Annotated in this window: 20 protein-coding genes; 12 read left to right on the forward strand and 8 right to left on the reverse strand. The window is 63.2% G+C overall.

Going from position 1 to position 25,886, the window contains the following annotated elements:
* Positions 1-174: 174 nt before the first annotated feature.
* The 6 genes from G5V57_RS25180 to G5V57_RS25205 all read left to right on the forward strand — a co-directional run bounded on the left by G5V57_RS25180 (position 175) and on the right by G5V57_RS25205 (position 6,588).
* Complete coding sequence (locus G5V57_RS25180) at positions 175-2,190, forward strand: bifunctional DedA family/phosphatase PAP2 family protein (RefSeq protein WP_165170523.1); 2,016 nt, start codon at positions 175-177, stop codon at positions 2,188-2,190.
* A 54-nt stretch (positions 2,191-2,244) separates the two neighbouring features.
* Positions 2,245-2,646: an NADH:ubiquinone oxidoreductase subunit NDUFA12 gene (locus G5V57_RS25185; protein WP_165170525.1), complete on the forward strand. Its 402-nt coding sequence runs from the start codon at positions 2,245-2,247 to the stop codon at positions 2,644-2,646.
* A gap of 198 nt (positions 2,647-2,844) precedes the next feature.
* Positions 2,845-3,357: an outer membrane lipid asymmetry maintenance protein MlaD gene (gene mlaD, locus G5V57_RS25190; RefSeq protein ID WP_165170527.1), complete on the forward strand. Its 513-nt coding sequence runs from the start codon at positions 2,845-2,847 to the stop codon at positions 3,355-3,357.
* Positions 3,354-4,115, forward strand: a complete 762-nt coding sequence (locus G5V57_RS25195; RefSeq protein ID WP_165170529.1) for a class I SAM-dependent methyltransferase — start codon at positions 3,354-3,356, stop codon at positions 4,113-4,115. The genes mlaD and G5V57_RS25195 overlap by 4 nt, the downstream gene beginning before the upstream one ends.
* A complete protein-coding gene (locus G5V57_RS25200) occupies positions 4,112-4,555 on the forward strand; it encodes a DUF2155 domain-containing protein (RefSeq protein ID WP_165170531.1) in 444 nt (147 codons plus the stop codon). The genes G5V57_RS25195 and G5V57_RS25200 overlap by 4 nt, the downstream gene beginning before the upstream one ends.
* A complete protein-coding gene (locus G5V57_RS25205) occupies positions 4,552-6,588 on the forward strand; it encodes an amidase (RefSeq protein WP_246737356.1) in 2,037 nt (678 codons plus the stop codon). The genes G5V57_RS25200 and G5V57_RS25205 overlap by 4 nt, the downstream gene beginning before the upstream one ends.
* A gap of 104 nt (positions 6,589-6,692) precedes the next feature.
* Here the strand turns inward: G5V57_RS25205 and aat are convergent, their stop codons facing one another.
* From aat to G5V57_RS25240, 8 genes are all read right to left on the reverse strand, one after another.
* Positions 6,693-7,340 (reverse strand): leucyl/phenylalanyl-tRNA--protein transferase, encoded by a 648-nt coding sequence (gene aat, locus G5V57_RS25210; protein WP_165170533.1) that lies wholly within the window; start codon positions 7,338-7,340, stop codon positions 6,693-6,695.
* 5 nt (positions 7,341-7,345) lie between these two features.
* Positions 7,346-8,689, reverse strand: a complete 1,344-nt coding sequence (gene accC / locus G5V57_RS25215; RefSeq protein ID WP_165170535.1) for an acetyl-CoA carboxylase biotin carboxylase subunit — start codon at positions 8,687-8,689, stop codon at positions 7,346-7,348.
* Between the two features lie 8 nt (positions 8,690-8,697).
* Positions 8,698-9,201 (reverse strand): acetyl-CoA carboxylase biotin carboxyl carrier protein, encoded by a 504-nt coding sequence (gene accB / locus G5V57_RS25220; RefSeq protein ID WP_165170537.1) that lies wholly within the window; start codon positions 9,199-9,201, stop codon positions 8,698-8,700.
* A gap of 8 nt (positions 9,202-9,209) precedes the next feature.
* Complete coding sequence (aroQ, locus tag G5V57_RS25225) at positions 9,210-9,656, reverse strand: type II 3-dehydroquinate dehydratase (protein ID WP_165170539.1); 447 nt, start codon at positions 9,654-9,656, stop codon at positions 9,210-9,212.
* A 118-nt stretch (positions 9,657-9,774) separates the two neighbouring features.
* Positions 9,775-10,527 (reverse strand): DsbA family protein, encoded by a 753-nt coding sequence (locus tag G5V57_RS25230; protein ID WP_165170541.1) that lies wholly within the window; start codon positions 10,525-10,527, stop codon positions 9,775-9,777.
* A gap of 61 nt (positions 10,528-10,588) precedes the next feature.
* A complete protein-coding gene (locus G5V57_RS34555; RefSeq protein ID WP_246737357.1) occupies positions 10,589-10,783 on the reverse strand; it encodes a hypothetical protein in 195 nt (64 codons plus the stop codon).
* A complete protein-coding gene (locus G5V57_RS25235) occupies positions 10,701-11,966 on the reverse strand; it encodes a M48 family metalloprotease (RefSeq protein WP_246737358.1) in 1,266 nt (421 codons plus the stop codon). Before G5V57_RS25235 ends, G5V57_RS34555 begins: the two co-directional genes overlap by 83 nt.
* A gap of 84 nt (positions 11,967-12,050) precedes the next feature.
* A complete protein-coding gene (locus tag G5V57_RS25240) occupies positions 12,051-14,624 on the reverse strand; it encodes an Rne/Rng family ribonuclease (RefSeq protein ID WP_165170543.1) in 2,574 nt (857 codons plus the stop codon).
* 666 nt (positions 14,625-15,290) lie between these two features.
* Here G5V57_RS25240 and G5V57_RS25245 point away from each other — a divergent pair.
* The 6 genes from G5V57_RS25245 (at position 15,291) to G5V57_RS25270 (ending at position 25,750) form a co-directional block, all read left to right on the forward strand.
* The gene (locus G5V57_RS25245; RefSeq protein WP_246737359.1) at positions 15,291-16,490 is read left to right on the forward strand and encodes an N-acetylmuramoyl-L-alanine amidase; all 1,200 of its coding nucleotides are present in this window, start codon (positions 15,291-15,293) and stop codon (positions 16,488-16,490) included.
* Between the two features lie 135 nt (positions 16,491-16,625).
* Positions 16,626-19,109 carry a penicillin-binding protein 1A gene (locus G5V57_RS25250; RefSeq protein ID WP_165170547.1) on the forward strand — a complete coding sequence of 828 codons (2,484 nt, stop codon included), beginning with the start codon at positions 16,626-16,628 and terminating at the stop codon, positions 19,107-19,109.
* Between the two features lie 36 nt (positions 19,110-19,145).
* Positions 19,146-20,277, forward strand: a protein-coding gene (gene prfB, locus G5V57_RS25255) for a peptide chain release factor 2 (RefSeq protein WP_165170549.1) whose coding sequence is annotated in 2 segments (ribosomal slippage) — positions 19,146-19,214 and positions 19,216-20,277 — 1,131 coding nt in all. Because the reading frame shifts where the segments join, the coding sequence is not laid out codon by codon here.
* 121 nt (positions 20,278-20,398) lie between these two features.
* Entirely contained in the window at positions 20,399-21,412 is a 1,014-nt protein-coding gene (locus G5V57_RS25260) for an aromatic ring-hydroxylating dioxygenase subunit alpha (RefSeq protein ID WP_165170551.1), read from the forward strand.
* Between the two features lie 283 nt (positions 21,413-21,695).
* Positions 21,696-25,127: a DUF3971 domain-containing protein gene (locus G5V57_RS25265; RefSeq protein ID WP_165170553.1), complete on the forward strand. Its 3,432-nt coding sequence runs from the start codon at positions 21,696-21,698 to the stop codon at positions 25,125-25,127.
* Positions 25,124-25,750 (forward strand): glutathione S-transferase family protein, encoded by a 627-nt coding sequence (locus G5V57_RS25270; RefSeq protein ID WP_165170555.1) that lies wholly within the window; start codon positions 25,124-25,126, stop codon positions 25,748-25,750. Before G5V57_RS25265 ends, G5V57_RS25270 begins: the two co-directional genes overlap by 4 nt.
* Positions 25,751-25,886: the final 136 nt, after the last annotated feature.

A 25,886-nucleotide genomic window follows, 5' to 3' on the forward strand; every position in this document is an offset into this window, starting at 1 on the left:
CTGATATTGTCGCGGAAATTGCTAGCCACCCCGGCGGTGGCATGAACCTGTGTCGCTCCCGCCTTGTTCTTGACATGAGGTTTTTGGTAAGTCCGGCGCATGTCCCGAAAACCTCGTCTGCCGCCGCGTCGTAGAATCCCTGTGACTTTCCTCTCTTAACGAGCCGCCGGCCGCATGGAGTATATTCAGCCCTATCTCGATTATTTCAGCCAGAATCCCGGCTGGGCGATCGCCATCGTCTTCCTGATCGCCTTCGGCGAGGCCTTGCTCATCATTGGCCTGTTCGTGCCCTCGACCGCGGTATTGGTGGGGGCGGGCATGCTGGTCGGCACGGGGCATCTTGCGTTCTGGCCGGTTTTCGCCGCCACCGCCATCGGCGCCATATTGGGCGATCAATTGTCCTATTGGGCCGGGCGCCTCTTCGGCGAGAGGCTCAAAACGCTGTGGCCGCTCAACCGCTATCCGGTGTTGGTGGCGCGCGGCGAGGACTTCGTGCGCCGGCATGGTGGCAAATCGATCGCCATCGGCCGTTTCGTGCCGGGTGTCAAAGCCGTGGTGCCCGGCATCGTCGGCATGTTCGGCATGGGGCAGATCTATTTCGCGGTCATCAACTTCACTTCGGGTCTGTTTTGGGCGCTGACCCACATTCTGCCCGGCATGTTGTTCGGCCAGGTGCTGGCGCTGGCGGGCGATCTCAGCGAGAGGCTGCTGATCGTTCTTCTGGTGCTGCTCGTCGTGCTGGCGGTTGCCGGCTGGCTCATCCGCCTGTTCATCGGCGGGCTCGGGCCGGTCATCGAACGCGGCCAGAACCGTTTTGCTTCCTGGGCGGATGGGCAGCCGGGCCGTTTCTGGCCGCGTATCGGCGCCCTCATTTCGCCGACGCATCCCGGATCGCTGGCGATCATTCTCTTCGCCGCCGTGGCGGTGACGGCGCTCATCGGTTTCATCCACCTCATGAGCAGCGTCTTTGGTCAGTCGGCCCTGATCAATGCCGATCTGTCGGTCCACAACATGATGCAGGGCCTGCGCAACGCGCCGGCCGATGAGATCATGACCATGATCACGATGCTCGGCGACGGTGCCGTCATGGGGGTGGTCGGTGCCGCCATCGTGCTCTGGCTTTTGTGGCGACGCCAATGGCGCATCGCGGTCGCAGCCTTCGTCACCATCGCCGCCGCGCGGCTCTTCGTTCCCTTGATGAAGCTGTGGCTGCAGCGGCCCCGTCCGGTGGAACTGAGCGGCCTGCCGGAAATTTTCAGCTTCCCCTCTGGTCACACGACCTTCGCCACCGTGACGCTGGGCGTCCTCGCCGTGCTGGTGACGCACGGCTTGCGCAGCTGGGGCAAGTCGGTCGTCTTTGCCGGCATCGGCATCGCCGTCATCGCCATTTCCTACTCGCGCATCTATCTCGGCGCTCATTGGATGTCGGATGTTCTGGGCGGGTTTCTCTTCGGCTCGGTAATGATCGCCGCCTTCGGCATCGCCATCGAGGCCGCGCCGTCACGCCGGATCCAGCCGATTGGCCTCAGCATCGCCGTCCTCCTGGCATTCCTTGCCGCAGGCACCGTCCATATCAGCCGCGACTATGCGGCCAATGCGGAGATCTATGCGCCACGCGAGGCGATCATTCTCTATGACCGCGAGCAGTGGGAGACCGGTTCGTGGACAGGTCTGCCCGCCCGGCGCATCGACCTGGCCGGGCGCAATGAGGAGAAGTTCTCCGCGCAATGGGCCGGCGATCTTTCTCCCCTCGCGGATGCGCTCACCAAGGACGGCTGGACCGAGGAAGGCAAGTGGTCCTGGAATCTGGGGCTTGCCTATCTCGACCCCAATCGCAGCCTCGCCGAGCTGACGCCGCGCCCGGCGCTGCATCGCGGCCGCGCGGCCGACCTCACCTGGACCAAGCCCATCACCGGGGATGCAAATCAGCGGCTGGTGCTGCGCGCCTGGAAGACGGATGTGATGATCAGTATGGGCGACAAGTCTTTCCCGGTCTATGTGGTGAGCCTGATGCGCGAGCGTCTGCGCCGTGATCTCAATCTCTATGCGGTGCCCTCGGCGATCTTTCCCAAGCCGGCCGAGCTCGATTCCTTCGCCGCCTTGCTGCGCTCCATAGTCGGCGTGCGGATCGTCGCGGCGCGCGGGCTCGAGGCCAGGGAGGGCCTGACCCTCGTGGATGCCATACAATGAGCCGGGCTGGACAAAACCGGCCGTTTCCGCCATTCAGGGGGCAGAGGTACTGACGTGATTGACTTTCTAAAGCAGTTTTTCTCCTGGTGGAGCGGGCAGACCCTTGGTCTGCGATTCTATACGTGGCGTAAGGGTGAGTTCGTCGGCGAGGACGAGTTCGGCAACCGCTATTTCCGGGCGCCTTCGGCGCTGCCCCGGTCGATCGCCGAGCGCCGCTGGGTTGTTTACAATGGCTATGCCGAAGCCTCCGCGATCCCGCCTGGCTGGCACGGCTGGATGCATCACCGTGACGCCAATCCGCCCGCCAAGAACGGCTACAAGCCGCGCGAATGGGAAAAGCCGCATCATCCGAATCTGACCGGGACGGCACAAGCCTATCGTCCGCCCGGCAGCATCATCGGGACTGCCAAGCCTCGGCCCGCAAAGCCCGATTACGAGGCATGGCGGCCGGAATAGCCGGCCATTCCGGCCCGTTGCTGCCACAATTTGCAGGTTTTCTTGAGTTCCGAAGCGCTTTCCGGCCGAAGTTGCCCGACTTTGGCGAGGGGGAGGCGTTGAGAATTTATGCTATCGAGATCCGGTCCCCGCGGATGATTCCCTCCGCAGGACAGAGTTTCAAACCGTTCCATGGCCCGGGTCGCAAGGGACCGCATCATGAAAAACACCACTGTTGAAACCGCCATCGGCGCGCTGGTTATTCTGATCGCCGCCGGCTTCTTCCTCTTCGCCTATTCGACCTCGGGGGCAGGCACCGCATCGGGCGGCTACACCCTCAAGGCCGAGTTCGACAATGTCGCCGGGGTCAACACCGGCACCGATGTCCGTCTTGCCGGCATCAAGGTCGGTACTGTGGTCAGCCAGACGCTGAACCCCGATAACTATCAGGCGGTCGTCACCATGACGATCGATCCCAAGCTGAAGCTCACCGACGACACGACGGCCAAGATCACCTCGGAAGGGCTACTCGGCTCGAATTTCGTGGCGCTCGATCCGGGCGGCTCGGAGACCCTGCTCGCTGACGGCGGCGAAATCGTCAATACGCAAGGGGCAGTCGATATCTGGTCGCTGATCTCGCGGGCGATGTTCGAAGGCAAGGGCAGCGGTGGCGACAAGCCGGCCGAGAACACCGCGCCGCAGACGCCGGCACCGGAAACCCAGCCGCAATGACGGCCGATACCGCGCCGCGCCAGACTTGGTCGGCATCCTCCTACGATACGCACGCGCGTTTCGTCTCCGACCTCGCGGGCGGCGTGCTCGACTGGCTGTCGGCGAGGAAGGGCGAGCGTATACTCGATCTCGGTTGCGGTGACGGTGTCCTGACGGCCGACCTTGCCGCCCGCGGCGCCAAGATGGTCGGCGTCGATTCGAGCGAGGATTTCGTCACCACCTGCAAGGCCCTTGGTCTCGACGCCCGCTTGATGGATGGCGAGGATCTGACCTTCGAGAGTGAGTTCGATGCCGTCTTCTCGAACGCGGCACTGCATTGGATGACGCGGCCCGAGCGCGTGGTCGCCGGCGTCCGGCGCGCGCTCAAGCCGGGCGGCCGTTTCGTTGCTGAATTCGGCGGCCATGGCAATGTGGCGGCGATTATGACGGCGCTCGAGGCCGTGGCCAGAGGTCATGATGTCGATAGGGCGCTGGCTCATCCCTGGTACTTTCCCACCACCGAAGCCTATCAGGCGATCCTGGAGAAACACGGATTCGAGGTGAAGCGCATCGCGCTCATCCCGAGGCCGACGCGGCTCAAGACCGGCATGGCCGCGTGGCTCAGCGTCTTCCGTCAGCCTTTCTTCGCGCAGTTCGGCGCCCGCGCGGATGAAGTGGTGCGCGAGACCGAGGACCTTCTGCGCGTGGCTCTGTGCGACGACGCGGGCAATTGGACGGCGGACTATGTGCGTTTGCGTGTCGAGGCGAAGAAGTTATGAGACGTATCGTCGTGCCGCTTGCTCTGCTTGCCGCGATTACGCCGGCCCGGGCCGAGCGCATCTCCAATCCGATCGCCGTCTTTGCCGGCCTCGACAAGATCACCGGCCTCACCACCACCTTCGAGGCCAAGATCGGTGAGGAGAAGCGTTTCGGCGGCCTCTATGTGAAGGCCGATGCCTGCTATACGCGCGACATCACCGAAGAGCCCAAGACGACTTCCTTCGTCGAGGTCGAAGAGATCGAACCGGACGAGACGCGCAAGAAGATATTCTCGGGCTGGATGTTCGCGGAAAGCCCGGGCTTGAGCGCCGTGGAGCACCCGATCTACGACGTATGGCTCACCGGCTGCCGAGACCCGAACGCGCCGCCGCCGGTCGTCGAGCAGGCGCCCGATACACAGCCCCAGGGCAGCGAGCAGGAAAGCGAGCCTGAAGATTGACTCGTGACGCACTCCGCCTGAACGCTTTTCATCTCGTCGAAGCTTCGATCGCCGGGTTGCGTCAGGCGCTCGATGAGGGGCGTGTCACCAGCGTCGAGCTGGTTGGCGCCTACTTGCGCCGCATCGCGTATTACGACCGCCACGGGATTGCGCTGAACGCCGTTCCGGTGCTCGATCCGCGGATGTTCGAAGCCGCGGCCGCCTCCGACCAGCGCCGCCGCGAGGGCAGGGTGCTGGGACCGCTCGACGGTATTCCCTACACGGCCAAGGACAGCTATCGCGCCAAGGGACTGACTGTCGCCTCCGGCTCGCCGGCTTTCGAGCGGCTTGTCGCGCACGATGATGCCTTCACGATCGAACGGTTGCGGCAGGCCGGCGCCGTCCTCATCGGCCTCACCAATATGCCGCCCATGGCCAATGGCGGCATGCAGCGCGGCGTCTATGGCCGTGCCGAAAGTCCTTATAACGGCGATTATCTGACGGCCGCTTTTGCTTCCGGCTCGTCCAATGGTTCGGGCACCGCGACGGCGGCAAGCTTTGCCGCCTTCGGGCTCGGCGAGGAGACATGGTCGTCGGGCCGGGCGCCGGCCTCCAACAACGCGCTCGTCGCTTATACGCCCTCGCGCGGCGTGATCTCGGTGCGCGGCAACTGGCCGCTGGTGCCGACGATGGATGTCGTGGTGCCGCATACACGCGGCGTCGATGATCTGCTGGAGCTCCTCGATGTGATCGTCGCCGACGATCACACGGCGCGCGGCGATTTCTGGCGCATCCAGCCCTGGGTGGAGATACCGCCGAGCTCGGCCTTGCGCCCCAAGAGCTATCGGGATCTCGAGATCAGTGGCGCTCTCTGCGGCAAGCGGCTGGGCGTGCCGCGCATGTATATCGGCCGCGACATGGAAGCCACGGCGCCGATCGAGACACGGGCGTCGGTGATCGCTTTGTGGGAAAAGGCGGCGCGCCAGCTGGAAGCGCTGGGCGCCGAGGTGGTCGAGGTCGATTTCCCGGCGGTGTCGAATTACGAGCGCGACCGACTAGGCGCCAAATCGATGGTCGACAGAGGTCTGGTTCCCAAGAGTTTCGAGACTCACGAGCTGGGGCTGCTCTGCGCCTGGGCCTTTGACGACTTCCTGCGCGCCAATGGCGATCCCGCTTTCGCGGATCTTGCTTCCGTCGAGGGCGACAAGATCTTTCCGCATCCGCCCGGCACGCTGCCTGAGCCACTTGATGCGAGCCTCAGCGGTCTGGTCGATCTGGCGAAGCAGGGGCTCGTCCCGCTCGCCGAGATCCCCGACATGGAAGAAGGGCTGAAGGGTCTGGAGGCGACGCGGCGCGTCGATTTCGAGGACTGGATGGCCGATCTCGGCCTCGATGCCGTGGTGTTCCCGGCCGTAGCCGATGTCGGCAAGGCCGATGCCGATGTGAACGAGGAGTCGGCCAGTCTCGCCTGGCGCAACGGGACCTGGGTCGCCAACGGCAATCTGGTGCCGCGCCATCTCGGCATCCCGACCGTCACGGTGCCGATGGGGATCATGTCCGATATCGGCATGCCGGTCGGCCTGACCATCGCCGGGAAGGCCTATGACGACACGCGCCTTTTGCGCTTCGCCGCGGAATTCGACCGCGCCGCAAAGCTGCGCGCGGTCCCGCCACGCACACCGGAACTGCCTGATGACATCTTCCCGGAACGACGCCCGATCGGGCCGCCAACTTCTGCCGGGGTGAAGCTGACGGTTGTCGCCGAGACGCGGCCGCTCGACGCCGGTTTCGACGAGATTCTGGCGCGCGTCGAACTGCTGTCGGAGGGAGATCTCGATCTTGCCGGCGCATCGATCCAGATTCATGTGAATGGCGCGCCGGCGGACATCGTTGCCGAGGATCTCGCCTGGTCAGTGCGTCGGAAAGTGGCTGTTGCGGAACACCAAGCCAGCCACAGCGTCTGGCGTCCGCCCTATGGCTCGATCATCACAGCCGTGATTCGGCTTGCCGACGGTCGCTGCGCCGGCGCCTTTGCCGTTACCGGCGGAATTTAGAGCGCCGGACGCTCACATGGAATCGGTCCGGCGCTCTAACTCTTTGATTTGCGCATCGGATTATCCGAAAACCGCTTCGCGCTTTTCGGTCCGATGCTGTAGCTCTATTTTTCGCCGGCCAGCCGCAGGACGAGTTCGGGATCGCGATCGCCCTGGAATTTGAAGAATTCGGCATCCTGCTCGATGGCGCGCTCAAGCAGCTGGTGGTATTCGGCGCGACTGATGGAGCGGGCGCCCAGGCTTTCGAGATGCGGCGTCGTAAACTGGGCGTCGAGCAGGATGAAACCGCCGGCCCTGAGCCTCGCCACCAGATGGACGAGCGCCACCTTGCTGGCATCGGTCTCGCGCGAGTACATGCTCTCGCCGAAAAACGCGCCACCGATCCTGACCCCGTAGAGTCCGCCGACCAGCTGGTTGCGCTGCCAGCATTCGACCGAATGGCAGCAGCCCATCCTGTAGAGCTGGCCGTAGAGCGACTTGATGCGCTGGTTGATCCAGGTCGTCCTGCGGTCAGGCATCCTCTCGGCGCAAGCCGCCATCACGTCGGTGAAGGCCGTGTCGATGCGTATGTCGAAGCGGCGCTGGCGGATGCGCTTGCGCAGCGAATGCGAGATATGCAGGCCGTTGAGCGGGAATATTCCGCGCTCCTCCGGTTCCACCCAATAGAGTGCATTGTCCTCCGCACTCTCCGCCATCGGAAAAATCCCGGCGGCATAGGCCTTGAGCAGGATTTGCGGCGTGATGGTGGACATATATCTTACGGGTTGTTGATCAGGTACTTCTCAAGCCAGTGGATATCGTAATGACCATCAATGATATCAGGTTCGGCGACGAGTCGCTGGAATAAGGGGATGGTCGTCTCGACCCCTTCGATAACATACTCACTCAGAACCCGGCGCAGCCGCATCAGGCATTCGGTCCGCGACTTCCCGAACACGATGAGCTTACCAATCAGGCTGTCATAATATGGCGGGATGCGATAGCCGGCATAGAGGGCGGAATCGATGCGCACGCCGAGGCCCCCCGGCACATGCACATTCTCGACGCGCCCCGGCGAGGGCGCGAAGGTCTTGGGATTCTCCGCATTGATACGGCATTCGATGGCGTGGCCCGCAAAGGTGATATCGTCCTGCTCATATTTGAGCGGGGCTCCCGCGGCGATACGGATCTGTTCCTGCACGAGATCGAGGCCGGTGAGCATCTCCGTCACCGGATGCTCGACCTGGAGGCGGGTGTTCATCTCGATGAAATAGAATTCGCCATTCTCATATAGGAACTCGACAGTGCCGACGCCCTCGTAGCTGAGCTTCTGCATGGCCTTGGCCACGCGTCCGCCGATCGCCTCGCGCTGCGCCGCGTTGAGGGCGGGGGAATGAGCCTCCTCCCAAACCTTCTGGTGGCGCCGCTGCAGCGAGCAGTCGCGCTCGCCCAGATGCACCGCGCGGCCCTGACCGTCGCCCAACACCTGGATCTCGATATGGCGCGGCTTCTCGAGGTACTTCTCGAGATAAACATCGCCATTGCCGAAGGCGGCCTTGGCTTCCGTCTGCGCCGTCTGGATGGCGTTCTCGAGCTCGGTTTCGCTGCGCGCCACTTTCATGCCGCGCCCGCCGCCCCCGGCCGTCGCCTTGATCAGCACCGGATATCCGATATCCCGGGCGACGCGCCGGGCTTCGCCGATATCGCTGATGCCGCCTTCCGATCCCGGCACCACCGGGATGCCAAGCTCCTTGGCCGTTCGCTTGGCTTCGATCTTGTCGCCCATGGTTCGGATGTGAGCCGAGGAGGGGCCGATGAACTTGATATTGTGCTCTTCGAGGATCTCGGCGAAGCGCGCGTTCTCGGAAAGGAAGCCGTAGCCCGGATGGACGGCCTCGGCGCCGGTGATCTCGCAGGCCGCCACGATGGCGGGAATGTTCAGGTAGCTGTCGCGCGCCGGCGGCGGGCCTATGCAGACGCTTTCGTCGGCGAGCCTTACATGCATCGCCTCCTCGTCGGCCGTCGAATGCACGGCGACGGTATGGATACCAAGCTCGCGACAGGCGCGCATAACGCGAAGGGCGATCTCGCCGCGATTGGCAATGAGGATCTTGTCGAACATCGCTCGCTCTACTCGATCAACACAAGGGCTTCGCCATATTCGACCGGACTGCCGTTCTGGACGTAGATCTGGGTGATCTTGCCGGCCCGGGGCGCGGGAATCTGGTTCATCGTCTTCATGGCCTCGATGATGAGGAGTGTCTGGCCCGCTTTGACCTCGGTGCCGACCTCGACGAAATTCGGTGCCCCCGGCTGCGCGGCCCGGTAGACGGTGCCGACCATAGGCGACTTGACCGCGTCGGCCGGAATAACCGCTGCGGCGGGAGCCGCCGCGACGGCCGGTGCCGCCGCGACCGCTGCCACCGGTGCCGCATGGGCCGGGGCGGGGGCCGCCGCATAAACGGTTCCGCCGCGCGAGACCCGGACGCGCACGCCGCGCTGCTCCAGCTCGATCTCCGATAGCCCGGTCTCGTTGAGCAGGTCGGCGAGGTTGCGGATCAGCGCGAGCTCGCCCGTTTCGGCCCCCGGTTGGGGCTTGGACTTGACGGGCGGTGCTTTCTTCTTCGAGGGCATGGTGTGTCTTACCCCTTCTTGACTGTCAGGATTTTGTGGATTGCGTCGAGAGCGAGCTCATAGCCATGCCCGCCGAAGCCGCATAGCACGCCATCGGCGATCGGTGAAACATAGCTGTGATGCCGGAACGGCTCGCGCTTGTAGATATTGCTGAGATGGACCTCGATGAGCGGCAGCTGCGCGATGCGCAGCGCGTCATGGATGGCAACCGACGTGTGCGTATAGGCGCCGGCATTGAGGATGATGCCGCTCGCAGCGCTGCGCGCCTCCTGGATCCAGGAAACGATCTCGCCCTCGTGGTTGCTCTGGCGGCAGGAAATGTCCAGCCCGAGGGTCTTGGCCTTGCGCTGGCACCGTTCCTCAAGTCCGGCCAGCGTTTCATGGCCGTAAACGTCGGGTTCGCGCAACCCGAGCATGTTCAGGTTGGGCCCGTTAATGACAAGGACTGGTTTCATTACAGCGCTTATAGGCGGTCAGGCGTGCTTCGTGAAGGCTACAGCATCGGTTCGCCGGCCGTGAAAACGACCTGCGGGCGATCTGATGCGGAAATCAACGCGATAGCGCGCCCACCCCTCAGCAAAGCTTGCATCCGCCGTTGTCGCGGACTTGCTTGACCACCGAGGCGAGGGCTTCATAGCCGACCGCCCCCGGGATGACGGTTTCATCAATGATGAAGGCGGGGGTGCCCTGGATATTGAGGGTATCGGCCAGTTGCATATTGCGGGCGATGACCTGGTTGACCTCGTCGGCCGCCATGTCGGCCTTGAGCTTTTTCACATCGAGGCCGGTCGCCTTGGCGATCTGGTCAGCGACTGATTCGTCGATCCGACCCTCATGCGCCATCATCGCCATGTGATATTCCCAGTATTTCCCCTGCTTGCGCGAGGCGAGCGCGGCGCGCGCCGCATAGACCGAGCCCGGGCCGAGAATGGGGAATTCCTTCATCACCAGCTTGAGGTCCTTGTCGTTCTCGATCATCTTCATGACATCCGGGAACGCCCTTTTGCAGTATCCGCAATTATAGTCGAAGAACTCGACCACGGTGACCTTGCCATTGGGATTGCCGCCGATCAGATCGTCCTTGCTGCGGAAAATCTCCGGGGACATGGCTTTCAGCGAATCGGTACGGGCCGCGTTCTCGGCTTCCTGCTGCTTGCGCTCGAGCTCCTGCATGGCATCGCGCACCACTTCCGGATTCTCCATCAGATACTGACGGACTATGTCGCCGAGCTCCTTCTTCTGAACATCGTTGAACTCCGCCGCCTGGGCGGGGAGAACGAAAAGGGCGATCATAGCGATCAGGATGGCACGGATGGTCATAAGCATGAGAGTTCCTTAACGGGATAGGCAAGCGCGGCACAATGCGCTCATTCAGGGAGCCGGTCTACTAGTCGTCGCTCCGATTCACGAAGTTCAATATGTCGTTAGCGCGCAGCCAGTCGGGCGAGCCGCGCTTCAGGGTCGCCATGGCGATCTTGGCCTTCTCGGTGGCGAGTTCCTTATCGCCCCGGTAATAGGCGAATTCGGCGGTGGCGAGATCGGCGCGCGGAATGTCGCCCAATATGCCATAGGACATGGCCATGAACTGATAGAGGCTTGCCGTGTCGTCCTCTGTCTTGCGCGCAAGCTTGAGCTCGGTCAGGGCGGCTTGGGCATTTGGCTTGCTTTCGGTGCCGAGCAGGGCCTGCGCCAGCATGATGCGGATGAGCCCGCTGTTGGGCAGCATTTTCACGGCCTGGCGCAGGGGGGGCGATGGCCTCCGCCGGCTGGCCTCCTTCGAGCAGCGCCTGGCCCTTCAATTCATAGAAATAGGGATCGCTCGGCAAGTCGCGGATGAGCGTGTCGATCACTTTGACGGCGTTGCGCGTATCGCCGCTGCGGAACATCGCGATCGAGCGCGCATAGCGGGCAGGAAGGCTCGTATCAGATGTGGGATAGCGCTGGAAGACGATCTGCGCCGGCTGCAGGAAGCCGGTGAGCTTCGCCTGCATCAGCTTGTGCCGCAGCATGATCTCAGGCTTGTCCGGCGTGTTGAAGTATTTGCTCGCCTTCGCCGCTACTTCGAGATTGCGTATGCGGTCGAGCGGCATGGGATGCGACAGCACATAGGGATCGACATTCTGCAACGACGCCATTGCTTGGTTGGCGAGCTTCTGAAACAGGGTCAGCATGCCCTTGCCCGACTGACCCGTCGCGGTCAGGTACTTGATGGCCGCCTGGTCGGCCGAAGCTTCCATGGCGCGCGCGTAGCTCAACACCATGCGCTGGGCGAGGCCTTGCGAGCCCATCATGATGCCGCCGCCCGCTTGCGCCAACTCACCTTCGCCCGCCGCCGCGCCGCCGGCGACCGCCGCCACGCCGAGCAGCATGCCGATAATGACGGCCGTGCTCTTGCGGTCGATCTCGTTCTGCATGCGGGCGAGATGGCCGCCGGCGATATGGCCGGTCTCGTGGGCCAGAACGCCGATCACCTCATTGGGAGTCTTGGCCTGGGTCAGAAGCCCGGTATGAATGAATATGCGCTGGCCGCCGGCCACGAAGGCGTTAATGCGCGGGTCGTTGATGATGTAGACATGCACCGAGCCCGGATTCAGTCCCGCCGCCTGGAAAATCGGCTTGGTGTAGAGCCGCATCAGGCTCTCGATCTCAGCGTCGCGGATGAGAGAGGGGCCCTTCCGTTTACTTTGCGCGAATGCGGGCGGCGCCAGCGTCGCGACCGCGACGCTGATTGCACACAGGACAGCAATGATGCGGCGCGCAGCCATCGCTCCTCCGATTGAAGCGCAGTTCAAAGCATCTCTCGGCAGCAAATGAGGCGAGTTTGAGGCTTGCCTCACCTTGCCTGCGAGCTATCCCCGCTTGCTCCACCAGCCTGGCTTGGCCTGCGCCGGACGCTCCGAGACGGTGGGAGCGGGCGGCTGCCATTTCGGCGGCTGATAGGCCTCTACCGGAGCGGGCGCGGGCTCGGCCTTGGGTGTTTCGACCGGCTTCGACGCCGGGGGCGCCTCGAAACGGGGCTCATGGCGTTCCTCGCGCGGCGGAGCGGCGTCATGGCCGCCCGGCGCCTCGTGTCGGCTCTGCGCATGCTCGGCAGGAGCATCGCCATGGCCGTTGCGTTCGCCGCGGTCGCGGTTCCTCCGCCCACGGCCCCATCTGTCACGCCGGCCGCGATTGCGCTCGCCGCGGCCTTCCTGATCACCACGCCCCTCGCGCGTCTCCTGAATGCCCTGTTCGACGGTCTCGCTTTCGGGTGCCGGCTCATCGTCACCTGGCTCGAAAGACGCTTGTGGTTCGAGGCTCGGCTGGTCGCCCATGCCCGGAATCTCGTCGTGCTCGCCGCCATTGCCGTTGAAGGCCTGATCGCGCTCCTGGCCACGGCGTCCACCGCGGCGGCCACGCCGCCGACGCCGGCGGCGCGAACTGTCGCCGTTGCCGTTGTGATCGCCTTGTTCGGCGCGCTCGGCCTGGCTTTCGCTTTCTCTCTCTTCTTCTTCCTCAGCCTCGGGCATTGCCTCGGCTTCGGGTTCCTCTTCCCGCTCCTGGAAGGCAGTGTCGATCTTGACCGGCGGCGCAGCGGTCTTGCGCTGCGGAACGCTGCGCTCGCCGGCACGTTCGATCAGAACCTGCGAGCCCTTCACGTCGTCGCTCGGCACGATGAAGATCGAAATGCCATAGGTGGCTTCTAGATCGAGCAGATGGTTGCGCTTCTCGTTCAGCACATAAGCGGCCACGTCGCGGTGGCATTTGACAGTGAGATTCTCGGCCTTGCGGCCGATGAGATGTTCCTCGATGGCGCGCATGATCGAGAGCGCGCAGGAGGACACGGAGCGCACGATACCGCGGCCTTCGCAATGCGGGCAGGTGCGGGTCGAGCCTTCGAGGAGGCTCGGCCGCAGGCGCTGGCGCGACATTTCGAGCAGGCCGAAATGGCTGATACGACCAACCTGGATGCGGGCGCGGTCGTTCTTCAGCGCTTCCTTGAGACGGCGCTCGACGGAGCGGTTGTTGCGCTTCTCCTCCATGTCGATGAAGTCGATGACCACAAGTCCGGCGAGGTCACGCAGGCGCAATTGCCGGGCGATCTCGTCGGAGGCCTCGAGATTGGTCTTGAGCGCGGTGTCCTCGATATTGTGCTCGCGGGTCGCTTTTCCCGAGTTGATGTCGATCGATACCAGGGCCTCGGTCTGGTTGATGACCATATAGCCGCCGGACTGCAGCGTGACGGTCTGCGAGAACAGGCTGTCGAGCTGGGTTTCTACCTGGAAACGCGAGAACAGCGGGCGGTTGTCCTTGTAGGGCTTCACGTTGCGCGCATGACTCGGCATGAGCATTTTCATGAAGTCCTTGGCCTCGCGATAGGCCTCGTCACCCTCGACCTGAACCTCGTCGACATCCTTGCTGTAGAGATCGCGGATCGAGCGCTTGATCAGGCTGCCTTCCTCGTAGACGAGGGCAGGAGCGGTCGAGGACAGCGTCAGGTCGCGGACGTTCTCCCACAGCCGCATCAGATAGTCGAAATCACGCTTTATCTCGGTCTTGGTGCGCTGGGCGCCGGCGGTGCGCACGATGAGCCCCATGCCGGCCGGCACTTCGATGTCGCGGGTGACCTCCTTCAGCCGGCGGCGATCCGTCGAATCGGTGATCTTGCGCGAGATGCCGCCGCCGCGCGCCGTGTTGGGCATCAACACGCAGTAGCGGCCCGCGAGAGAGAGATAGGTGGTAAGGGCCGCGCCCTTGTTGCCGCGTTCTTCCTTGACGACCTGGACCAGGATCACCTGTCGGCGCTTGATGACTTCCTGGATCTTGTAGACGCGCCGCTGCGACCGCCGGCGGCGTTGCGGCACTTCCTCGAGAGCATCCTCGGCGCCGATGGAATCGACCTTCTGCGCCTCGGCGTCCTCTTCCACCGTTTCGATGCCGTCACCGATCTCGGCGGGGAGGCCATGCTGGACCTGCGGCGCGGCGACGGGGTCGGCTTCACGTGCTTCGGGCGCTGCCGCATCGGCGGCAGTGTCGCCGTTGTGAGCCTCACGGACCTCGGTTTCACCCTCACCAGTCTCATCGGCCGACGATTCGGCCTCCTCATCATGCGCATCGCTGCGCGAGGAGTTCATATCGTCGTCGTGATGGCGGGCGTCCTCTTCTTCCTCCCGCAACAACGCCTGCCGGTCAGCGACCGGGATCTGGTAGTAGTCGGGATGGATTTCCGAGAAGGCGAGGAAACCGTGACGGTTGCCGCCGTAATCGACAAAGGCCGCCTGCAGCGACGGCTCAACGCGCGTCACCTTGGCGAGGTAGATATTGCCTTTTAGTTGCTTGCGCGCGGCGCTTTCGAAATCGAATTCTTCGATGCGGTTGCCGCGAACCACCACCACGCGGGTTTCTTCCGCGTGGGTGGCGTCGATGAGCATCTTGCTGCCCATATGTCCTTATCCTTTGCGTCGGCCGGGGGCAGGGCGGCTTCCGTCTCGGTTCCGGGCAGGAGACGTTGTGAAGACCTGTGCGCCGGCGAGCGCGTAATTGGCATGATCGGCGCTGGGCGCAACCGTGCGCTGCCCGGAGCGGCTGCCAGAGGCGGCCCTTCCGGAGTAAATGTCAGCGTGGAATGATTCATGCCTGTTGTTGTCCACATGTCCCGGCCGTGCCGGAACGGTTTAACTCATCTGCCCCGTCATCTGGGTGCCACCCCAAAAGGGCATTGGGTCCGCCCTATTGCGGGCCCGTACTGGAACGCATCCGAAGGGGCTATCGTTTAAGATCCCGGAGCCCGTCCGTAGCGGAATTCGACGCTCCGGCGGCTTCGCTTCGGATCACACGATCCAGCTCTGCCCGCACGGAGGGTTAGACGCCTGTTTAGGCAGGCGGAGGCTGTTTGGCAAGCTTCACCATATGACCCAGGGGAAATATTTGGATGCCATTGGAAACTTTAGGTTAACCACCACCCCTTTAGGCTCCGTCCAATGATTGGGACAGCCGGAGCCATGTCGCGTTTTCCACGTAAGAGAAGGGGGTTATGCGCACTTCTTGCGATGATCCTGCTGATCGGCGAGGGAGTTTTCTCGTCTGTCCCCCTTCATGCGGAGGAGGTCATGGCGGTCGCCGCGCGCGTGGCGGGTGATGAAAGCAAGACGCGCTTCGTTGCCGACCTGACGCGGCCCGTGAGCTACAGCGTCTATGTCCTGCCCAATCCCTACCGGGTCATGATCGATCTTCCCGGTGTCGGCTTCGATCTGACCCCGGGGAGCGGCGGAAGCGGCCTCGGCCTCGTCAGCGCCTATCGTTTCGGCCCGCTGGACAAAGATCGATCCCGAATCGTCATCGACGTGAAGGGACCGGTACTTATCGCCAAGTCCTTCCTGGTGAAGCCGGAAGACGGCCAGCCGGCGCGCCTTGTCGTCGATCTGGTCAAGACCGACGAGAAGACTTTCAGGATGGCGCATGAAGCCGACATGGCGGCGCGCCCACAGGCGGCTGCCGAGCCTGAAGCCGACGATGCGGTCAAGGCCGCGACCGCAGCGCCTTTGCCGGTGCCCAAGCCCGGCACCGAGCCTGCGCCAACCTCGGCAGAGCGGCCAATGCCGGCCAAGCGACCCGATGGCAAGCGCGTTATCGTCATCGATCCGGGCCATGGCGGCATCGATCCCGGTGCCGTCGGCGTCGGCCGCACCAAGGAAAAGGACGTCGTCCTCACTTTCAGCCGGATGCTGCGCGACAGGCTCGCGCGGAACAAGAACTACGAAGTGGTTCTGACGCGCGACAGCGACACTTTCCTGTCGCTCAAGCAGCGCGTCGGCATCGCACGCCAGAACCAGGCCGACCTGTTCATTGCTGTCCATGCCGATACCGTGCGCGGCGCATCGGTGCGTGGCGCCACTCTCTATACTGTGTCGGAAAAGGCCTCCGACGCCGAGGCGGAAGCCCTGGCGCAGAAGGAGAACCGCTCCGACATCATCGGCGGCATCGATCTCGCCACCGAGAATGAGGAGGTCACCGACATTCTGATCGAGCTCGCCCAGCGCGAAACGAAGAATCACTCGATCGCTTTTGCCAAGAAGGCCGCCGGCCAGTTGCAACTCGTCACTCAGATGACCGGCAAGCCGACGCGCTCGGCCGGATTCGTCGTGCTCAAGGCGCCCGATGTGCCCTCGGTCCTCCTCGAGCTCGGCTATCTGTCGAACAAGGCGGATGAGGCGCTCCTGGTGTCGTCCAAATGGCAGGCTCAGGTGACGGAAGCGATGAACAAGGCCATCGCGGCCTATTTCGCCACCGAGATCGCGGCGCGCCAGTAGGTGATGGGGGCGCCGCCACCCCGCCACATTTGCCGCCTAAGTCGTTGATATTGGTAATTGGGCAGACGGCGGGAAGCGTGCTAAGCGCTGATTCATCACACGTTTTTCGGGTCATGAATTTGCCTCAGGGGCAATATGCTTAGATTTTTGGGTTGGCTTTTCACGGTTGGGTTCATCGCGTTTCTCGGCGTCGCGGGCGGCGTCGGCTATGTAATCTGGGACATGTCGAAGGGCTTGCCGGATTACAAGCAGCTTGCTCTCTACGAACCGCCGGTGATGACCCGCGTGCATGCGGCCGACGGCACCCTCGTCGCCGAATATGCCGAGCAGCGCCGTCTCTTCGTGCCGATCAACGACATCCCGAAAAAGCTGATTCAGGCCTTCCTCTCCGCCGAAGACAAGACCTTCTATACACATCAAGGTCTTGACTGGCCGGGGCTCGCGGCGGCGGGCTTGCGCTACATCGAGGTCAAGGTCACCGGCAAAGGGCAGATCGTCGGCGCCTCGACCATCACCCAGCAAGTGACCAAGAACTTCCTTCTCACCAACGAGCGTTCCGTCGAGCGCAAGATCAAGGAAGCCATCCTGGCGCATCGCATCGAGCAGGCCTTCAACAAGGACCAGATCCTCGAGCTGTATCTCAACGAAATCTTCCTCGGTCTCAATTCCTACGGTGTCGCCGCCGCCTCACTCAATTATTTCGGCAAGTCGCTGAGCGAGCTTTCGCTCGAGGAGGTCGCCTATCTCGCGGCGCTGCCCAAGGGGCCGAACAACTATCATCCCTTCCGCCAGACCCAGCGCGCCATCGAACGGCGCAACTGGGTGCTGGGTGAGATGTACAACAACGGCTACATCAGCGCCGCCGAGCGCGATGCGGCGCAAGGCAAGCCGCTGGTCGTCAATCCGCGGCCCTTCGGCGCCCAGCTCTTCGCCGCCGAATCCTTCGCCGAGGAAGCGCGCCGCGAACTTGTCCAGATCTATGGCGAGGACAAGCTGATGAAGGGCGGCCTGTCGGTGCGCACCACCCTCGACCCGAAGCTGCAGATCTATGCACGCCAGGCCCTGGCCCGTGGCCTCATCACATTCGACCGCAAGCGCGGCTTCCGCGGGCCGATCAAGAACGTGTCGGCCGCCGACGATTGGGGGGTGACCATCGGAAAGATGAGAGTGCCGTCCGACCTCGATCCCTGGCGCCTCGCCATCGTTCTCGAAGTCGGCGATGACGGCGCCAAGATCGGCCTGCAGCCGAAGACGCTCATCTCCGGCACCATCGACAAGGCGCGCGAGACCGGCACTGTGCCGGTCGGGCTGATGAGCTGGGCGCGCAAATATATCGACGGCACGAAGCTCGGGCCGGAGATCAAGAAGGCGGGCGACGTCTTGTCAGTTGGCGATGTCATCTATGTGGCGCCCGACAAGACGGCAGGGCGCTTCCATCTGGTCCAGCTTCCCGATGTCGAGGGCGCACTCGTCGGCATGGATCCGCATACCGGCCGCGTGCTGTCGCTGGTCGGCGGATTCTCCTATGGCAAGAGCCAGTTCAACCGCGCCGTCCAGGCACTGCGCCAGCCGGGCTCCGCCTTCAAGCCCTTTGTCTATGCCGCAGCGCTCGACAATGGCTATACGCCGTCCTCGGTGATCCTCGACGCGCCGATCGAATTCAAGATGTCGAATGGCGAGATCTGGAAGCCGAAGAACTATCAGGAGAAGTTCTACGGACCCTCGACGCTGCGCCGCGGCATCGAGCAGTCGCGCAACGTGATGACGGTGCGCCTCGCCAACGATCTCGGCATGAGCCGGGTAGGCGAACTGTCGCAGCGCGTCGGCATATATGACAAGGTGCCGAACCAGCTTGCCTACGCGCTGGGCGCGGGCGAGACGACGCTTCTCAAGATGACGACCGCCTACAGCATCATCGCCAATGGCGGCAAGAAGATCGAACCGACGCTGATTGATCGCGTGCAGGATCGCTACGGCAAGACGATCTACCGACACGACAAGCGCGAATGCGTCCAGTGCAGCAACCAGGTCTGGCAGGGCCAGGCCGAGCCCGAGCTGTTCGACATCCGCCCCGAAGTGATGAATCCTTACACCGCCTATCAGATCACCTCGATGCTGGAAGGCGTCGTCGAGCGCGGCACCGGCAAGAAGCTCCAGGCGGTCGGCAAGCCCGTTGCCGGCAAGACCGGCACCTCCAATGACGAGCGCGATGCCTGGTTCATCGGCTTCACGCCGGATCTCACCGTCGGCGTCTATATCGGCTACGACAACCCGAAGCCCATGGGCAAGGGCCGCACCGGCGGCAATCTGGCGGCACCCGTCGTCGCCGACTTCATGCGTATGGCCTTGCGCGACAAGCCGGCGACGCCTTTCCGTGTGCCGAAGGGCATCGAGCTCATCCCCATCAACGTGAAGAGCGGCCAGCGTGATCTGTTCGGCGATCCAGGCGTCATTCTCGAGGCGTTCAAGCCGGGTGAAGAGCCGCCGTCCAAGACCACGGTGATCGGCGATCAGGTCGCGACCTCGGGCGTTCCGCTCGACGGAACCAGCGCGCAGCCGCCCGAAAGCGATGCGGTGATCGAAGGTGGGTTGACGACCGGCACCGGCGGCCTCTATTGAGCCCGCTCAACCAGTCAACTTTTTCGAAGCAAGATCATGCGCACCGAAATCAGCAATCTCGTCGACGAGATGAAGCAGTCCATAGGACTGCTGAGGAGGCATCTTTGACTGGGATAACGCCCAGAAAAAGCTCGCCGAACTGAACGCCCGGTCCGAGGATCCGGCGTTCTGGAACGATCCGCAGGTCGCGCAGGACCTCATGCGCAAGCGCCAGGACCTCGAGAGCCGCATCAAGCTGGTGCGCCACCTCGAACAGACGATCGAGGACAATACCGGCCTGATCGAACTCGGCGAGGCGGAAGGCGACCAGGCCATCGTCAAGGATGCCGAGAAGGCTCTGACCGGTCTCAAGGACGAGGTCGCCAAGCATGAGATCGAGACCTTGCTGTCGGGCGAGGTCGATCCGAACGACACCTTCCTGCAGGTGAATGCCGGCGCCGGCGGCACCGAGAGCCAGGACTGGGCCAGCATGCTCTTGCGCATGTATGTGCGCTGGGGCGAACAGCACGGCTATAAGGTGGAGATCCTCGACGAGCATGCGGGTGAAGAGGCCGGCATCAAGTCGGCAACCATCCAGGTGAAGGGCCATAATGCCTATGGCTGGCTCAAGACGGAATCAGGCGTGCATCGGCTGGTGCGCATATCGCCTTATGATTCCAATGCCCGCCGCCACACCTCCTTCGCCTCGATCTGGGTCTATCCGATCCTCGACGACTCGATCGACATCCAGGTCAATGAGAGCGACTGCCGCATCGACACCTATCGCGCCTCGGGCGCCGGCGGCCAGCACGTCAACACCACCGATTCGGCGGTGCGCATCACCCATATTCCGACCGGCATCGTCGTCGCCTGCCAGAGCGAGCGCTCGCAGCACAAAAACCGCGCCACCGCCTGGAAGATGCTGAAGGCACGTCTCTACGAGTTGGAGTTGCAGAAGCAGCAGGAGAAGGTCGACGCGGCCAACGCCAAGAAGACCGATATCGGCTGGGGGCACCAGATCCGCTCCTACGTGCTGCAGCCCTATCAGCTGGTCAAGGATCTGCGCACCGGCAAGACGAGCACCAACCCACAGGCGGTACTCGGCGGTGACCTCGACGAATTCATGGCCGCCTCGCTCGCCCAGCGCGTGCATGGCGGCGGCCCGTCGCAGGTGGAAGATATCGACTGATCCGGGCTTGAGATCAGCGCAGTTGATGCGATAGCCTGCCTGGAAATCTTCAACGTGGCGCGTGAACCGAGGGAAAACCTGTATCCACTTTTCCTGATCACGCGCTAACCAGGCAAGTGTCATGCTCAATCTCGATCCGCGCTACTATATCGATCCCGCTGTCTATGACCGCGAGCGCAACCAGCTCTTCGCCAGAACCTGGCAGTTGCTCGGGCCGGTATCGCAGGTCGCCCAGCGCGGAGAGTATTGCGCCGTCGAGATCGCCGGCCACAAGGTCTTCGCGATCAGGGGCAGGGACGGTAAATTGCGTGGTTTCCGCAATCTTTGCCGCCACAGAGGCGCCCGCTTGCTCGAGGAGGGCAATGGCCGTTGCCCGACCATCCGCTGCCCCTATCATCAGTGGGTGTGGGCCGACGATGGCCGGCTCATGAACGTGCCGTGGTTCGGCGAGGACCCCGATTTCAAGCTCGAGGACTGGCGCCTGGCCGAGATCCCGGTCGCCGAGTGGCGCGGGCTCCTTTTCATCGCCATCGATCCCTCGATGACGCTCGATCAGCAACTGGGCGATCTGGTCGGCGAGATCGCCGACGAGCCGATCGAAGGATACACCCCGATGCGCACCGAGCGCATGGTCTTCGACGCCAACTGGAAGATCTACACGGACAATTTCGTCGAGGGCTATCACATACCGGGCATCCACCCGCAATTCTTCGCGGCGATCGATTTCGAGCAGTTCAAGACCACCGCGCATGACGGCCTGATCCGCATGACGGCGCCGCCGCGCGACGGACTGTTCTATCGCGGCAAGTGGCTGTGGATGTGGCCGAACTGGACCCTTTCGCTGTTCGACGGCGGCATGAACACATCCAGGATCAATCCCCTGGGACCGGACCGCACCGAGTTGATCTACAATTTCTATTTCGCCGACACCTCCGAAGACAAAGCTCAGGAGCGCGATGATCTGGTGGCGCGCAATCTCGCCATCGTGCGCGAGGATTTCGAGATCTGCCTGGAGACCCACAAGAACTACGCCTCGGGCGCCTATACGCCCGGCCCCCTGTCGCCCCGCCACGAGGCGGGAGTCGCTTATTTCCAGGACCGCATCCGGAACAGTCTCGGGCCTATGACTCCCTGAGGAGGGGCCATAAGGAGCCTTGATTTATCGAGAGAATCCTCGAAACTGCACTCTTGCGGGGCGACCAAGGCCAAGCGCGGTGCTGGTCGGGTGGCTGCCATTGTTTGGCCGTCATTCATGGGCTTATCTCGCTGATATTCGCAGTGTTTCCGATATTTTGCGGGCCCCGGGGTGTCGGAAGGTTTGCGTATTCGGACGGTTGGTATGGCGGCATTAGCCGTGGGCGCGTGGCTGTAACTAGACGACATTTTCGTACGGGGCTGCTCAGGCTTTGCGGCGATTCTTGAAAACGACGGCGCTGGTGCTCCTAGGTCTCGTGGCGATCGTCGTCATCGGGGGCGGTGTCTTTTTCATCCGGTTGATGAGCGGACCGGTATCGCTGGACTTCATGCGCGACCGCATCCAGGCCCAGATCAATTCCAATCTTGGCGGCGGCCTCAAGGTCAATCTCGAAGGGGTGATGATCGAGCGGGATGCCACCACCGGCATGCCGCATTTCCGCCTGCGCAATGTCGAATTGGCCGATGCTCAAGGCGAGGTCATCGCGCGCGCCCCGAAGGCCGCCATCGGCGTCGATGGCAGTGAACTTATGAGCGGCGCGGTGGTGCCGAAGCAGATCGAGCTGATCGGTCCTCGTATCGTAGCCAGACGCACGCTGGGCGGCGGCTTCAAGCTCGGTTTCGATGAACATGCCGTGGCGGACAACGGGAAGGACGCAACCGGCAAGTCCAATCAGGAGACCAATCTGCAGCAGGTCGCTCCCGAGACGCAGGGCGGGACAGTGATCGACTTCCTGAGCGGCGTCACGCCGGGCTCCGAGGAGGCGAACTCCGCGATGGCGAGTCTCGACGCCATCCTGGTCAGCGACGCGGTCATTCAACTGGTCGACGAGGTCAACGGCACCAGCTGGAGCATTCCCAAGGCGAGCCTGGCCTTCAAGCGCATGCCGTATGGTTTCACGCTCTTTTCCGAGGCCAAGATTGCTTCGGGCGGCGATCCGTGGCGCGCCGAGATATCAGCGAGCTATCGCCGCGAGCGCAAGTCGTTCGCCGTTTCGGCGCGCGTTACCGATCTCGTGCCCGCCAACATCGCCGACGATATCTTCGCTCTCTCGAAGCTCGCCCAGGTGAAGCTGCCCCTTTCCGGCCATGTCGAGATGGAGGTGAGCGAGGACGCCAAGATAATGAATGGCTCGGCCGAGTTCACCGCGGCGGCGGGCGAGGTGGGATTGCCGGGTTTCATCGCCGAGCCGATCGCGGTGAATGAGGGGCTGCTGCGGCTCGACTTCGATCCAAAGACTGGCGGCGTGGAAATCAGCAACTCGACCTTGATGATCGGCGGATCGCCGGCCCAGATCGGTGGCCGCATCGTCCCGATCCGCCAGCCCGACGGCCGCCTCGACGCGCTCAAGATCGAGATCAATGCGCGCAATCTGAGCCTCGACCCCAATTCGATCGTCAAGGACCAGATCGCCATCGACCGGGTGGACTTCGCCGGCGTCGCCTCGGTGCGCGAGGCGCGCTTCGATGTCGAGGACGCGGTCATCATGGCGGGCAATGCCGGCGTGCGCTTGCATGGCACTTTCACCGGCGGTGAGCGCTCGGTCGGCATCAAGCTCGCTGGCCGCGTGCGTGACGTGACGGCGCCGATCCTGAAGCGGCTGTGGCCACCGATCATCGCGCCCAACTCCCGCAAATGGGTGAACACGAATATCCTCGCCGGCCGCATCACCGACGGCGAGTTCGTCATCAACCTGCCGGTCGACGGGCTGGCCGACGGGGTCCAGAACAAGCTTATTCCAAATGACGCCATCGCGGCACGCTTCGGACTCGATGGCGTCACCACCACCTATTTCGGCGGCCTTCCGCCGATCACCGAGGCCTCGGGCGAGGGTACGCTCGGCGGGGATACCTTTTCCCTGCGCCTCGACAAAGGGGTAGTGCGCACACCATCCGGCAAGAAGGTCGATCTGAGCAAAGGCACGCTCAAGATGACGGCGCTGCTCGCGCCGATGACGCCGGCCGAGATCCATCTCGAGGGAGAAGGCAGCGTGCCGACCTTCATCGAGTATCTCGATCTCGACCCGTTGAACCTGGTCACCAAGAGCGGCGGCAAGGCTAGGGACCTGACCGGCGACGCCACGGTGGCGGTCGACCTTCATCTGCCGCTCAAGCAGATCGTCGATCGCGACGACGTCAAGGTCTCCGCCACGGCCAAGCTGCGCAACGCCGGTCTCAAGGACGCGCTCGATGGCATCGATCTGAATGACGGCGTCATCGATCTCAAAATCACCGAGACTTCCGTCCGGGCGGAAGGCACCGCCAAGCTCAACGATATCGCCGCCAAGGTCACCTGGTGGCGCGACGGGGGAGCGGACAGCCCGCAGAACGCCATCATCGAGACGACCCTCGACGCCAAGCAGCGCGACGCCATCGGCGCCAAGGTCAACGACTATGTCAGCGGACCGGTGAAGGTCAAGGTGAGGGCAGAGGGTTTCCGCGACGAGGTTCAGAAGATCAAGGTCGAGGCCGATCTCTCAAAGGCCTCGTTGCGGCTCGCCGCCATCGACTGGTGGCGCCCGCCGGCGCCACGCACAACGGCGAACTTCGAATACACGCCAGGCGACGGCAAGGCCGGCCGGATCGACGATCTCACCATCAAGGGCGACGGCTTCCTGATGAAGGGACAGCTCGCCATCAACGGCGCCGGCGTCATGGCGGACGCCAAGTTTCCGACCGTTGTCCTCAATGAGGACAACCGTTTCGGCGTCGTCATCACGCAGAGCAGCGAGGCGACGAATGTTTCGATCAACGGCGTGAGTTTCGACGCAAGGCCGATGATCCGCTCGCTCTTCGCCAACCGTCCGGCGCCGTCCGGCGACGAGGGCTCGGGCAAGGACAAGGGGAAAGGCAAGGGCGTGGTGATCGTCGACGCGGTCGTCGACAAGGTCTATGCGCATCGCGGCGAGGTCGTCACAGGCGTCGCCGGCAGTGTCGTCCTGCGCGACGGCTATGTCGAGCGCGCCACCATCAATGGCAGCTTCATCAGCGGCCAGCCGATCACCATCCGCGTCATGCCGGCCGATGACGGCGGTCGCGATTTGCGTGTCGGTGGTCGCGACGCCGGCTCGGCTTTGCGTGCCGCCAATCTCTATTCCAAGGTCGCCGGCGGTCAGATCGATTTCACGGCGAAGCTCGGCGCCGGCGCCGATTCAACGGTGCGCAACGGCCGCCTCACATTGCGCGATTTCGAAGTGCGCGACGAAGCGGCACTGGCCGAGCTCGACCAGAAGGGGAGGCCCAAGAAGGCAGGTCCGCGCAAGGGCGGGGTGATTTTCTCGCGTCTGACCTTGCCCTTCACCAGTGACGCGCGCTTCATCCGCATCGGCGACACGCTGGTCAAGGGACCGGAGCTCGGCGCCACCGCCCAGGGCCTCATCCGCAAGACCGACGGCGCCATCGACATCGACGGCACCATCATTCCGGTCTATGCGCTGAATTCGGCGATCGGCGAGATTCCTATTCTCGGCCAGATCCTCACCGGCGGCAAAGGCGAAGGCATTTTCGGTCTGACTTATGCGGTGGGCGGCACCATGTCCCAGCCGCGCTTCCAGGTTAATCCGGTATCCGCCATCGCCCCCGGCATCCTGCGCAAGTTCTTTGAATATGGCGGCAGCAACGAACCCGCGGTCAAACGTCGGGAGCGCAACAATTGATCCTCATCGGCCAATATGACTCGCCTTTCGTGCGCCGTGTCGGCATCGCGCTGACGCTATATGGTCTGCCATTCGAGCACCGTCCCTGGTCGACCTTCGCCGACGCCGGCAAGATCAAGCCCTACAATCCGCTGAGCCGGGTTCCGACACTCGTGCTCGATGACGGCACGGCGCTGATCGAAAGCCACCTCATTCTGGACTATCTCGACAATCTCGTGCCGCAGAAGCGCGCGTTGTTTCCGCGCCGCGAGCCCGAGCGCCATCGCGCCCTCAAGGTGGCGGCGCTGGCGACCGGCATGGCCGACAAGGCAGTGAGCCTCTTCTATGAGAAGCGCCTGCATGAGCAGGCCTCGCATATCTGGGTCGAGCGCTGCGGCGGCCAGATTCTCGGCGCGCTGGCGGAGCTCGAGACCGACCGGGCGGCGAGAGCGACAGATTATTGGTTCGGCGATCGCATCGGCCATCCCGATATCGCCGTCGCCGTTGCCCTGCGTTTCCTCAACGAGGCGCATCCGGGCCTCGCGCGCATGGAAAATTATCGCGCCCTCAGAGACCATGGCGAGCGGCTTGAAGCCCTCCCGGCCTTCCGCGAGATCGCTCAACCCTTCATTCCGCCGACCTGAAAAAGAACAGCGGAATTTGCAGCGGATTAACAGCGGATTTGCAGGGATTTGCAGGGATTTCCGCGTAAACCGCTGGCACAGGGAGATTCCGACCCGCGATTTTTCTCATCCTTGGGCCCGTGATCGCAAGTACCGT

Origin of the sequence: Nordella sp. HKS 07, from assembly GCF_011046735.1 — a bacterium.
Lineage (GTDB): Bacteria > Pseudomonadota > Alphaproteobacteria > Rhizobiales > Aestuariivirgaceae > Taklimakanibacter.